The following is a 12956-nucleotide window of genomic DNA, read 5'->3' on the forward strand; positions in this document are numbered from 1 at the left end:
CAATGGCGCTATCCAGACGCAACGGTAAACGGTTCGAGGCCAACATATGGCCCGGATTTGTGGACGCTATGACAGCGTTGCTTCTGGTGCTGGTGTTCGTGCTGTCGATCTTCATGATCGTGCAATTCATGCTTAGCGAAAAAATTAGCTCCCAAGACAGCGAGCTTAACCAATTGACCGGCGAGGTTGCCTCCCTCGCGCAGGCATTGGGGTTGGAGCAGCAACGTAGTTTTGGCCTCGAGCAAAATATTGAAGATTTGGATGCCATTGCCGCACAACAAACGGCATTGATTGCATCCCTTTCAGCGCAAACAGAAGCTCAAAGCGGGCGCATCGCCAGTTTTGAAGAACAGGTGGCGGGCCTTCTGAGTGCTCGCGATGGGCTGCAACAGCAAGTCGCGAGCCTTACCGGTGATCTTGATGCGTCGCAAACGCAAGTCGCCGGATTGAGCGCACGCATTGAGGATATCGAAGCTGGATTGGCCCGTGAAATCAGTGAAAAGGAGGCGACACAACTCGCCTTGGCATCCGCGCGAGCCGAAATTGACGAGGGTGTGGAAGCCGCACGTTTGGCCGCCGCTCGGCGCGAAGCGTTGGAGGCATTGGTCGCTGATCTGGAGGCGCAATCGAGCAACCAAGTCGCAACTATCGAGGCTGCCGAAGCCGCAAAACTTGTTGATGCCGCGGCGGCGCAGGCCTTGCGCGACCGCTTGCAAAACGCGGATGCAGAATTGACCGCCATGACACTGGCGTTGGAGGCTCAGCGCCAAGAGGCTGAGGACACTTTAACCTTGTTGGCAGCGGCCCGCGCCGCCGAGAAAGCGTTAAACGACGAACTGGCATCCAGCCGCGCATCTGAAACTAGCCTTGATGACAAGTTGGCGGCAGCGCTTGCGGCGCAAGTGTTGGCCAGCGCCAATCTGGACGCCTCCAATGCAACGGAGAACACGCTTCGGGCCGAACTTGAAGCAGCCCTTGCGGCAGCGTCTCAGACAAACGCCGATCTTGAGAAAGCGAATGTGGCTCAAGAAGATTTGCGTCAACAATTGATCTCAGCATTAGCCGCAAAGGTTGCCGCCGAAACAAGCAAGGGTGATGCGCTAAGCGAAGCAGAGCAACGCGCGGCTTTGCTGGCGAGCGCACGTAGCGAATTGGCGAACGAGAAGGAAATCAGCCTTGAGAGCCAACGCACGGTGGAAGCCCTGAACCAACAGGTCGCCGCCCTGCGCACTCAGCTTGGATCCCTACAGTCAATCTTAGACGACGCTGACGCGCGGCGCGAAGCGTCTGACGTGCAAGTGCAGAACCTCGGCTCCGAGCTGAATTCGGCGCTGGCATTGGTCGCGTCCGAGCAGCGCGAGCGGGCCAAGCTTGAGGAAGCGGAACGTCTACGGCTGGAGGCTGAAGCGAAGGAGTTGAAAAATTACCGATCAGAGTTCTTCGGCCAGCTTCGCATATTGTTGGGCAACCAAGATGGCATCCGCATCGAGGGGGACCGCTTCGTGTTCTCCTCAGAGGTATTATTTCAACCGGGCCAAGCAGTGTTGTCGCCAGCGGGGCAGGGTGAAATCGCGAAAGTCGCGACCATCCTCGCGCGAGTGGCCGGAGACATACCTGATGGTTTGGACTGGGTCATCCGCGTCGATGGGCACACTGACAATGTGCCACTGTCTGGCTTCGGGCGGTTCGCCGACAACTGGGAGTTGAGCCAAGCTCGCGCCCTATCCGTTGTGCGCTACATGAGCCGCGAGTTGGGCATCTCACCTGGGCGTTTGGCCGCGAACGGGTTTGGGGAATTCCAACCGATAAACTTGGCAGACACGCCAGAGGCGCGCGCCCAGAACCGCCGGATCGAGTTGAAGCTTACCGAGAAATAGTCAACGTTTCGGCACTGAGAATCTGATCACCACGCATGAAGGTCACCACGCCTTCATATGTACCTCTTGGCCAGCCATCCGTGGGGCGTTTGCGTCCTGTGGCGCGAAATACTTGGGCCTGAGGCTTGGTGAATTCGACAATTTGATCATGCCGCCACCCCTGAGGCCCCGTGATGCTAAACTCCATCTGGTCGCCTGCGCGGGTGCCGAATGCATAGCCCCATAAAACCAATCCACTTGCCTCGGGGGCAAAGGATGCTGGATCTGGCAGGCCGTCTTTTATATCTGCGAATTCCGGCACCGCGTCGGAAAACCCCACATCCATCAATGCGCCCGCTTGGTAGTCGATCTTGTCTTCCCAAAGGGTAGAATTAGACGGCCCGCAGGTTCCTTTGGCATCAGGGGCGAAAGGGTCCACGACCTCGCCGTTGTGGCGTAGAGATATGTGAATATGTGGGAATACCGTTCTCCCGCTGAGACCAACCAACCCAAGTGGTGTGCCTTTGGCGACGCGCTGCCCTTTCTGGGCGCTCAGGGAGCCTTCGCGCATGTGGCAATACTGGGTCTCCCAGCCGTCGCCATGACTGATAACCAACCCGTTACCGCAATCTCTGCCGTTCAGGTCGGGTGCGTTGGGGGCATTGGAAGGGATGTCTGGCATGCCATCGCGCGTGGCGCGAACCGTGCCGGGGGCGGCAGCCAGAACGTTGATACCTGCCACCATCTCCCGCAGGGTTGCTACGCGAATGTCGGTCCCATTATGCCCGTCATAGGTAAGTGGGCCGCAGCTATGATCGCTGGCTCCCGGCCCGGGGTCACTGTCTACATAGTTTTGGATGAAGCAGTTCTTGCCCAGATCACAATCAATGGGCAGGGAGAAGAGGGGATCTTTCGCGGCCACGGGGGCCGCGAAAGCAGTTGTCAAAAGGATCGCAAGAAGGGGGCGCATTAGTCCGCCGTTAGTAACGGGGGCTTCTTCTTGGATGAAATTCGCGCGGCTTCGGGTTCAAGAATAGTGAGGTCAATCTCCCCCTTCTTGACGCCAACCTTAACCACACCACCTTTGGCCAGCTTGCCAAATAGCAGCTCCTCGGCCAGCGGCTTCTTGATGTGTTCTTGGATCACGCGACCCAATGGGCGAGCGCCCATCTTGTCGTCGTAGCCTTTGTCGCCCAGCCACTCCGCAGCAGCGGAGGTCAGCTCGAACGTTACGTTGCGGTCCATAAGTTGTGCTTCGAGTTGGAGCACGAACTTCTCGACCACGCGGGTGATGATTTTCTTGCCCAGTGGCGCAAAGCTGATCACCGCATCCAGACGGTTGCGGAACTCCGGCGTGAAGGTCCGCTCGATTGCGGCTGTGTCTTCACCTTCGCGGCGGTCGCGGCCAAAGCCGATGGCGGATTTGGACATTTCCATAGCACCCGCGTTGGATGTCATGATCAAGATCACATTGCGGAAGTCCACTGTCCGGCCGTTGTGGTCGGTCAGCTTGCCGTTATCCATCACCTGCAACAGGATGTTGTAGACGTCAGGGTGGGCTTTCTCCATCTCGTCAAGCAGAAGCACGCAGTGCGGATGTTGGTCCACTTGGTCGGTCAGCATGCCACCTTGATCAAAGCCCACATAGCCGGGAGGTGCACCAATAAGGCGTGATACCGCGTGCTTCTCCATGTATTCCGACATGTCAAAACGCAGCAGCTCTACACCCAACGTGCTGGCCAATTGCTTGGCCACCTCGGTTTTACCCACACCAGTAGGTCCGGCGAACAGGTAGTTGCCGATGGGTTTTTCTGGTTCGCGCAGGCCGGCACGCGCCAGCTTAATGGCGGATGACAGCGCCTCGATGGCATCGTCTTGACCGAAGACCACGCGTTTGAGGGCCTTCTCCAGATCTTTCAACACCTCTGCATCATCCTTAGAGACGCTCTTGGGTGGAATGCGGGCGATCTTGGCAACAACGGCTTCGATCTCTTTCGCGCCGATGGTTTTGCGGCGTTTGCTTTCCACCACCAAATGCTGTGCGGCACCCGCTTCGTCAATCACGTCGATCGCTTTGTCGGGCAGTTTGCGATCATGGATGTAGCGCGCCGCCAATTCCACCGCGGATTTAATCGCGTCGGTGGTGTATTTGATGTCGTGATGCTCCTCAAAGTAGGGCTTCAACCCTTTGAGGATTTTGATGGCGTCATCGACAGACGGCTCGTTCACGTCGATCTTTTGGAAACGGCGCACCAAGGCGCGATCTTTCTCGAAGTGCTGGCGGAACTCTTTGTATGTAGTCGAGCCCATGCAGCGCAGCTTGCCGCCCTGAAGTGCAGGCTTCAGCAGGTTAGACGCGTCCATGGCACCACCAGAGGTGGCTCCCGCGCCAATGACCGTGTGGATCTCGTCGATGAACAGCACCGCATCAGGGTGTTCTTCCATCTCAGTCATCACGGCTTTCAGGCGCTCTTCAAAGTCGCCACGGTAGCGGGTGCCAGCCAGCAGCGCGCCCATGTCGAGGGAAAAGATGGTGGCATTTGCCAAGATTTCGGGCGTCTCGCCTGCGACGATCTTATGGGCCAAGCCTTCCGCAATCGCGGTTTTACCTACACCAGGGTCGCCCACCAACAGGGGGTTGTTCTTGCGGCGGCGGCATAGCACTTGAATGCAGCGCTCTACTTCTTCGGAGCGGCCAATGAGCGGGTCGACGTCACCCTTTTGGGATTTGGCGTTCAGGTCCACGCAGTATTTCGCAAGTGCGGACTCTTTGGAGTCGCCTTCTACGTCGGATGGCTCTGGTGTGATGTCGTCGTCGAATTCAGATGATCCCGACACCGGACGCGCTTCGCCAAAGGAGGGGTCCTTGGCCACGCCATGGGCAATGAAGTTCACCGCGTCGTAGCGGGTCATATCTTGTTCTTGCAAGAAGAAGGCGGCGTTGCTTTCGCGTTCTGCAAAGATCGCGACCAATACGTTGGCGCCAGTGACTTCCGTGCGGCCCGATGACTGCACGTGAATGGCGGCGCGTTGGATGACGCGTTGGAAGGCGGCGGTTGGGACCGCTTCGGAGCCTTCGACATCTGTGACAAGCGTGGATAGCTCTTCTTCAATGAACTCCATCAACGTCTTGCGAAGGACGTCCAGATCAACACCACAGGCGTTCATAACCTTGGCGGCATCAGGCTCATCAATAAGTGCCAGTAGCAAATGCTCCAGCGTGGCAAGCTCATGGCGGTGGGTATTGGCTTGGGCCAACGCCGAATGAATGGCTTTTTCGAGAGTGTCTGAGAATGACGGCACCCTATGCTCCTTTGTTATCGAGGGCAGCTTCCGGGGCGAGGTCCCGGACGTTACCATTGCCTCTTAGACCTTACAGTTCGGTTTATATCGCCGATCTTCAAGTCTTTTCTTTTCACAATGAGCGTGAACAGCCCGAAAAGAAAGCAAGTATTTTTCCGGAATGGCTTACCGGCGTTATCATTCAGGTAAGATGTTCGCGCACCTTTGCAAGGGACGAAAAGCGATGCAAAGTGATGTTCATGCGCAAGGGGCCGATTTATGCATCTCGATGTCCAAGATTTGAAGAAATTTTACTACCGCACGGGGCTGGGCCGCGTGGCGCAACGTGCGGTGCGTGACCAAGTGCGCGCACTTTGGCCGGATGCCAAGGGGCAGACCGTTGTTGGATACGGATTTGCGGCCCCTTTGCTGCGGCCATTTATTGGCGAGGCGCGTCGCGTGATGGCACTGATGCCGGGGCCGCAAGGGGTTATGCATTGGCCTGCGGGGCAGGACAATATGTCGGTCCTGTGCGAGGAAACTCTTTGGCCGCTGGAAACGGGGCAGGCGGATAAGCTGGTGGTGATGCACGGGCTCGACACAACCGAGAACCCGACTGCCTTGTTGGATGAGTGTTTTCGGGTTCTGGGCCCCGGAGGGCGGGCGCTGTTTGTGGTGCCAAATCGTGCGGGCTTATGGGCGCGGCGTGACGGGACGCCGTTTGGTCATGGGCGGCCGTACTCGTTAACGCAGATTGAGACGCAGTTGAAACGGCACTCGTTCACGCCGGAGGGTCATCGGGCGGCATTGTTCTCTCCTCCGAGCCAGCGAAAGGTCTGGCTCAAATGGGCGAATAGTTTTGAGACCGTCGGGCGCAAGGTCTCGACCTATTTTGCGGGCGGGGTGCTGATCGTTGAGGCCAGCAAGCAGGTCTATGCCCCAAAGAAGAAAGGGCTCGCGGTCAAAGTGCGCGCGCCATTGCGCATTCTGGAGGGGGCTGCGAATCCTGTGTCGGGGCGTGAGGCTAAATAAATTGAATTAAGCAGTCGTTAAGGTGACTCGCGAAGGGATTTTGGTCGAATTCGGACAGGTCCGGAAGAAATAATGTGGCTTCATTCCGTCGCACCTATTACTGCAATCGCCTGTTCCCCAATAAAAGAAGGGGATTAGGCGGCAAATAGAGCTACTATTATATTAGCCTTCCCTGTTGCGATGTTGACCCTGCTTTGCTAGATCACCACTGATTTTGAAGGCTGCGGGTTTAGCGGCCTTTATTGCAACGGCTACGCCAGACTTCTTAGATTAAGTTTGCGGGCCTCGTTACGGAAGGGTGGACGTGTCCGAACCAGTCTCGATCTCCACAGGCATCGCCGGTCGTTATGCGACTGCCGTGTTTGAATTGGCCAAAGAGGGCAAAAAGCTGAAAGCGTTGGAAACCGACGTGGACACGCTGGACGCCGCATTGGCCGGAAGCTCTGATTTCCGCGATCTGATCGCATCGCCGCTGTACTCACGTGAGCAGCAAGCCAGCGCGATTGGGGCAATCTCCAAAAAAATGAAGCTGTCACCAACCGTGGCCAATACGTTGAACCTGATGGCCGGCAAACGCCGTCTGTTCGTTCTACCGCATTTGGTCTCCGAGTTGCGTGGGCTGATCGCCGACGAAAAAGGCGAAGTTACTGCTGACGTTATTGCCGCGAAGGCGTTGACCAAGGCGCAACAGGACAAACTTGCCAAGACGCTGAAAGCGACTGTGGGCAAAGATGTGAAAATCAATATGGCCGTCGATGAAAGTCTCATTGGCGGTCTTGTCGTAAAAGTGGGTTCCAAGATGATCGATACGTCGATCCGCTCGAAACTTGCTTCCCTCCAGAATTCCATGAAAGAGGTCGGATAAAATGGCGATCCAAGCTGCAGAAATTTCTGCGATCCTGAAAGACCAAATCAAAAACTTCGGCAAAGAAGTCGAAGTTGCTGAAGTTGGTCGCGTATTGAGCGTTGGTGATGGTATCGCCCGCGTTTACGGTCTCGACAATTGCCAGGCTGGTGAGATGGTCGAATTCCCTGGCGGCATTCAAGGCATGGCCCTGAACCTCGAGAATGACAACGTTGGTGTTGTTATCTTCGGGTCCGACAGCCAAATCAAAGAGGGCGACGTTGTAAAGCGTACGAACTCTATCGTGGACGTCCCTTCGGGTGACGAGCTGCTGGGTCGCGTTGTTGACGGTCTGGGTAACCCGCTGGACGGCAAGGGCCCGATCAAAACAAAGAACCGTGCTGTTGCTGACCAAAAGGCACCAGGCATTATTCCACGTAAGTCGGTTCACGAGCCAATGGCGACTGGTCTGAAGTCTGTGGACGCGATGATCCCAGTTGGTCGTGGCCAGCGCGAGCTGATCATTGGTGACCGTCAAATCGGTAAAACAGCGATCGCGCTTGACGCCATCCTGAACCAAAAATCCTACAACGACGCTACTGGCGACGACGAAAGCAAGAAACTCTACTGCGTCTACGTTGCGATTGGCCAAAAGCGCTCCACTGTTGCGCAGTTGGTTAAGAAACTCGAAGAGTCCGGCGCGATCGAATACTCGGTTGTTGTTGCTGCGACTGCTTCTGACCCTGCTCCGATGCAGTTCTTGGCGCCATACGCCGCGACTGCGATGGCTGAGCACTTCCGTGACAACGGTCGCCACGCTTTGATCATCTACGATGATTTGACCAAGCAAGCTGTGTCCTACCGTCAAATGTCCTTGCTTCTGCGTCGCCCACCGGGCCGTGAAGCTTACCCTGGTGACGTTTTCTACCTTCACTCCCGTCTGCTCGAGCGTTCTTGCAAATTGAACGAAGACAACGGTTCCGGTTCCTTGACGGCGCTGCCGATCATTGAAACCCAAGGTGGTGACGTGTCCGCGTTTATTCCGACCAACGTGATTTCGATCACTGACGGTCAGATCTTCCTTGAGACTGAATTGTTCTACCAAGGCATCCGCCCTGCGGTGAACACAGGTCTGTCGGTGTCTCGTGTGGGCTCTTCCGCTCAAACGAACTCGATGAAGTCTGTTGCTGGTCCGGTTAAGCTGGAGCTTGCTCAATACCGTGAGATGGCTGCGTTTGCGCAGTTCGGCTCCGACCTTGATGCCGCTACTCAGCAGTTGCTGAACCGTGGTGCGCGTTTGACTGAGCTGATGAAACAGCCACAGTACTCGCCGCTGACCAATGCTGAGATCGTTTGCGTTATCTATGCAGGCACCAAAGGCTACCTTGATAAGATCGAAGTCTCTGACGTCGGTCGTTTCGAGGCCGGCTTGCTGGCGCACCTGCGTGGCAAAGGCAAAGCTGTTCTGGACATGATCACCAAGGATGACCCAAAGATTAAGGGTGATGCCGAGGCGGCCATCAAGGCAGAGCTAGACGCGTTCGCAGCTGACTTCGCATAAGGGGGGCTTAGGCAGATGCCAAACCTCAAGGTTCTAAAAAATCGGATCGCGTCGGTCAAATCGACCCGCAAGATCACGAAAGCGATGCAAATGGTCGCCGCTGCTAAACTGCGCCGTGCGCAGGAAGCAGCGGAGGCTGGCCGTCCCTACGCCCAACGGTTTAACGCCGTTATGGCGCAGTTGGCCGGTGGCGTGTCCGCTGACAGTGGCCCAGAGCTGCTGGTCGGGAACGGCGCTAACCAGACACATCTGTTGGTCGTTATGACCGCAGAGCGTGGCCTGTGTGGTGGCTTTAACGGCAACATCGCTAAGCTGGCCCGTGCGGCCGCTCATAAACTCATGGCCGAAGGCAAAACGGTGAAAATTCTCACCGTTGGCAAGAAGGGCCGCGAAGCGCTGAAACGCGAATTCGGGGAACTTTCCATCGGCCACGTGGACCTGTCGGAAGTGAAGAAGCTTGGTTACGACAATGCCTCTGGTATTGCGCAAGACCTGCTGACACGCTTTGACGCTGGTGAATTTGACGTCGCGAAGATCTTTTACTCGACCTTCCAGTCCGTCATCAGCCAAACGCCGACAGAACAGCAAATCATCCCAGCCGACTTCAGCAATGTTGAAGCCAGCGAGGAAGCCACGCTGTACGACTACGAGCCAAGCGAAGAAGGCATCCTTGCCGACTTGCTGCCGCGCGCAGTTGCCACGCAAATCTTCTCGGCCCTGTTGGAAAACGGCGCGTCTGAGCAGGGTGCACGGATGTCCGCTATGGACAACGCGACCCGCAACGCAGGCGATATGATTGATAAACTGACTGTCGAGTACAACCGCTCGCGTCAGGCTGTCATCACCAACGAGCTTATCGAAATCATTTCGGGCGCTGAAGCGCTCTAGACCCCGGAGAACCTCAACATGGCCAATGTTAAAGGCAAAATTACACAGGTTATTGGTGCGGTCGTCGACGTCCAATTCGCCGATGACCTGCCTGAGATCCTCAACGCGCTGGAAACAGACAACAACGGCAAAAAGCTGGTGTTGGAAGTTGCTCAGCACCTTGGCGAAAACACCGTTCGTGCGATTGCGATGGACTCGACCGAAGGCTTGGTCCGCGGTCAGGAAGTGATCAACACTGAAGGTCAGATCACTGTTCCAGTGGGCACTGGCACTTTGGGCCGTATCCTGAACGTAACTGGCGATCCAGTGGACGAGCAGGGCCCAGTTAAAGCATCCGGCCGCCGCCCAATTCACGGCGAGGCTCCTGCTTTTGAAGACCAGTCCACAGCAACTGAGATCCTGGTAACAGGCATCAAAGTTATCGACTTGCTGGCTCCATACACCAAAGGCGGCAAAATTGGCCTCTTCGGTGGTGCGGGTGTTGGTAAGACAGTTTTGATCATGGAACTGATCAACAACATTGCGAAGGTGCACTCCGGTGTGTCCGTGTTCGCGGGTGTTGGTGAGCGTACGCGTGAAGGTAATGACCTTTACCACGAGATGATCGAATCCGGTGTTATCGTTCCAGACAACTTGGAAGACTCCAAAATTGCGCTGGTTTACGGCCAAATGAACGAGCCTCCCGGTGCGCGTATGCGTATCGCTTTGACTGGCCTGTCCTTGGCTGAGCAGTTCCGTGATGACACAGGCTCTGACGTTCTGTTCTTCGTGGATAACATCTTCCGCTTTACACAAGCTGGTTCCGAAGTGTCCGCGCTTCTGGGTCGTATTCCTTCCGCTGTGGGCTACCAGCCAACACTGGCAACCGACATGGGTGCGATGCAAGAGCGTATCGCTTCCACAAAAGCGGGCTCGATTACGTCTGTTCAAGCCGTATACGTTCCTGCGGATGACCTTACTGACCCGGCACCTGCGACGTCCTTTGCTCACCTTGACGCGACTACGGTTCTTGACCGTGCGATCTCGGAAAAAGGCATCTATCCTGCGGTTGACCCGCTCGACTCCACATCGCGCCTGATGGACCCTGCGGTTGTTGGCGAGGAGCACTACGGTGTTGCCCGTGACGTCCAAGGTATCCTGCAGCGCTACAAGTCGCTTCAAGACATCATCGCCATCCTTGGTATGGACGAGCTGTCTGAGGACGACAAAATGACAGTGACACGTGCTCGTAAGATCGAGCGCTTCCTGAGCCAGCCGTTTGACGTGGCGAAGGTGTTCACTGGTGCAGACGGTAAGCAGGTTGCTCTGGAAGACACGATCGCGTCGTTCAAAGCAGTTGTGGCTGGTGAGTATGATCACCTTCCAGAAGGCGCTTTCTACATGGTTGGTGGCATCGACGAAGTTGTTGCTAAAGCCGAGAAAATGGCCGCGGAAGCAGCCTAAATTCAAGGAGGCCATGATATGGCTGATATGATGCAATTCGATCTGGTCTCGCCCGAGCGGCGTTTGGCCTCAGTGCAGGCTTCCGAGGTGCAAATCCCCGGGGCCGAGGGTGACTTCACCGCTATGGCGCAACACGCGCCGGTGATCACCACCTTGCGCCCAGGCGTGCTAAAGGTTGTGACGGCGTCCGGTACCGATGAATATTTGGTAACGGGCGGTTTCGCTGAAGTTGGGGCAACTGGGACATCTGTTCTGGCTGAACGCGCCTTCGCGAAAGCGGATGTGACACCTGAGCTGTTGGAGGACCTTGTCAAAGAGGCCAACATGCAGCGTGATGCAAGCAACACAGATGTGGCGGCGAAATATGCCGATGATCTGGTTGCAGCGAGCACTCAGATCACGGGCTAAGCCGGTTGAGAGACACGTATTTGTGCAACGAAATTAAAAAGCTCCGCGTTTGCGGGGCTTTTTTTTCGATTTGCTCATGTATGAAGGTTACCTTAATGAATGCCGCCATAGTGTCGCGTAAATTTGTGAGTACCATCGCCGTATAAGGGTAAGTCATGCAACGACTGACGAACAACAACATCGGAATCTCGCAAGGCTCTCGGGTTTTGTTCTCCGATTACATCGATGATGGCCCTATGTGGACCGGTACAGGTCCGCGCGAGCATCGCTTTGATGTAAAATTTGCCGAAAACTATGCGACGGTGCCCAATGTTATGGTCTCGATCGCCATGTGGGACAGCGATACCAAAACAAATCAACGCATGGATATCGCAGCGGAGAACATTTCTGAGAGCGGGTTTGAGTTGGTCTTCCGCACGTGGGGTGACAGCCGCGTGGCGCGGGTGCGGGCCAATTGGATGGTCATCGGCCCGCTTCCAAATGAAGACGATTGGGAGCTGTATTAAACCAGCCCAAATGTGCCTGCGGCACGCGATTGTTTGATGGGGGCTAGGCCCCCAAACCCCCAAGGTATTTTTGAAGCAATGATGAAGAGGGCGGCGCGCGCCCCCAGCTTGCCTATTAGGTGTTGGGGTAGAGGCTCTCGTAGATCGGTTCCAGCGTCGCATTGTCGAACAGCGACGAGACCGACATCCCACCTGAGATATTCAAGATGGCTTGCGCAAACATTGGCGCCGTTGGCACGATGCGGATGTTGTCGCAGGCTTTGACTGCGGCTGTCGGCTCGATGCTATCGGTGATGACGAGGCTTTTCATAACCGAGTTTGTGATGCGCTCAACGGCTGGGCCGGACAACACGCCGTGGGTGATGTAGCTGTGGACCTCGGTGGCGCCTGCGTCCATCAAGACTTCGGCGGCCTTGCATAGGGTGCCAGCGGTGTCGCAGATGTCGTCCACGATGATGCAGCGTTTGCCCTCAACGTTGCCGATTACGGTCATTTCAGCCACTTCGCCTGCTTTCTCACGGCGTTTGTCCACGATGGACAGCGGGGCTTTGATACGTTGAGCCAATTCGCGGGCGCGCGCCACGCCGCCTACATCAGGCGAGACGACCATAACGTCATCCATGTCTTGGAAGTGGTGCAAGATATCCAGAGCGAAAATTGGCGAGGCGTAGAGGTTGTCCACCGGCACGTCGAAGAAGCCTTGGATTTGGGCCGCGTGCAGGTCCATGGTTAAAACCCGTTCGATGCCGGCTTTCTCGATCAGGTTGGCAACCAGCTTGGCGGAGATCGGTGTGCGGGCCTTGGTGCGGCGGTCTTGGCGAGCGTATCCGAAGTAGGGGATCACTGCGGTGATGCGGGCGGCGGAGGAGCGCTTCAGCGCATCGCTCATGATCAGCAGCTCCATCAGGTTGTCATTGGCGGGGTTGGACGTGCTTTGGATGATGAACATATCCTCGCCGCGGACGTTCTCGAACACCTCGACAAATATTTCGCCGTCGTTGAAGCGTTCGACCCGTGTGTCGATGGGTTTTACGCTTTGGCCGCGGTGCATGGACATGCGTTTCGCAATGCTTTCGGCAAGCGGAATATTCGAGTTACCGGCGATGAGTTTTGGATCGGTATTGACTGGCATGTGG

The 12956-nt window shown here is 56.2% G+C and carries 11 protein-coding genes; 8 read left to right on the forward strand and 3 right to left on the reverse strand.

What is annotated here, in order from left to right; all coding sequences use genetic code 11:
• Positions 1-2 precede the first annotated feature (2 nt).
• Complete coding sequence (locus ABJN86_RS06940; protein ID WP_348365791.1) at positions 3-1877, forward strand: peptidoglycan -binding protein; 1875 nt, start codon at positions 3-5, stop codon at positions 1875-1877.
• On the opposite strand, the gene ABJN86_RS06945 is transcribed toward ABJN86_RS06940, so the two are convergent.
• Together ABJN86_RS06945 and clpA are read right to left on the reverse strand one after the other, a co-directional pair.
• A complete protein-coding gene (locus ABJN86_RS06945; RefSeq protein ID WP_348365792.1) occupies positions 1864-2826 on the reverse strand; it encodes a M23 family metallopeptidase in 963 nt (320 codons plus the stop codon). The two genes, ABJN86_RS06940 and ABJN86_RS06945, sit on opposite strands and share 14 nt — an antisense overlap.
• A complete protein-coding gene (gene clpA, locus ABJN86_RS06950; protein WP_348365794.1) occupies positions 2826-5159 on the reverse strand; it encodes an ATP-dependent Clp protease ATP-binding subunit ClpA in 2334 nt (777 codons plus the stop codon). Before clpA ends, ABJN86_RS06945 begins: the two co-directional genes overlap by 1 nt.
• Before the next feature lie 258 nt (positions 5160-5417).
• On the opposite strand from clpA, the gene ABJN86_RS06955 reads away from it, so the two are divergent.
• From ABJN86_RS06955 to ABJN86_RS06985, 7 genes are all read left to right on the forward strand, one after another.
• Entirely contained in the window at positions 5418-6170 is a 753-nt protein-coding gene (locus tag ABJN86_RS06955; RefSeq protein ID WP_348365795.1) for a methyltransferase domain-containing protein, read from the forward strand.
• A gap of 304 nt (positions 6171-6474) precedes the next feature.
• Entirely contained in the window at positions 6475-7035 is a 561-nt protein-coding gene (locus ABJN86_RS06960) for a F0F1 ATP synthase subunit delta (protein WP_348365797.1), read from the forward strand.
• A gap of 1 nt (position 7036) precedes the next feature.
• Positions 7037-8575, forward strand: a complete 1539-nt coding sequence (gene atpA / locus ABJN86_RS06965) for a F0F1 ATP synthase subunit alpha (RefSeq protein WP_348365799.1) — start codon at positions 7037-7039, stop codon at positions 8573-8575.
• A 15-nt stretch (positions 8576-8590) separates the two neighbouring features.
• Positions 8591-9463 carry a F0F1 ATP synthase subunit gamma gene (locus ABJN86_RS06970; RefSeq protein WP_348365801.1) on the forward strand — a complete coding sequence of 291 codons (873 nt, stop codon included), beginning with the start codon at positions 8591-8593 and terminating at the stop codon, positions 9461-9463.
• A gap of 18 nt (positions 9464-9481) precedes the next feature.
• Positions 9482-10906, forward strand: a complete 1425-nt coding sequence (atpD, locus tag ABJN86_RS06975; RefSeq protein WP_348365802.1) for a F0F1 ATP synthase subunit beta — start codon at positions 9482-9484, stop codon at positions 10904-10906.
• 18 nt (positions 10907-10924) lie between these two features.
• Entirely contained in the window at positions 10925-11314 is a 390-nt protein-coding gene (locus tag ABJN86_RS06980) for a F0F1 ATP synthase subunit epsilon (RefSeq protein WP_348365804.1), read from the forward strand.
• A gap of 155 nt (positions 11315-11469) precedes the next feature.
• Positions 11470-11820 (forward strand): H-type lectin domain-containing protein, encoded by a 351-nt coding sequence (locus ABJN86_RS06985; protein ID WP_348365806.1) that lies wholly within the window; start codon positions 11470-11472, stop codon positions 11818-11820.
• 115 nt (positions 11821-11935) lie between these two features.
• Here ABJN86_RS06985 and ABJN86_RS06990 read toward each other — a convergent pair whose 3' ends face one another.
• Entirely contained in the window at positions 11936-12952 is a 1017-nt protein-coding gene (locus ABJN86_RS06990) for a ribose-phosphate pyrophosphokinase (protein ID WP_348365807.1), read from the reverse strand.
• Between the last annotated feature and the right edge of the window lie 4 nt (positions 12953-12956).

Origin of the sequence: Litoreibacter sp. (genome assembly GCF_039974535.1) — a bacterium.
Classification (GTDB): Bacteria; Pseudomonadota; Alphaproteobacteria; order Rhodobacterales; family Rhodobacteraceae; genus Litoreibacter.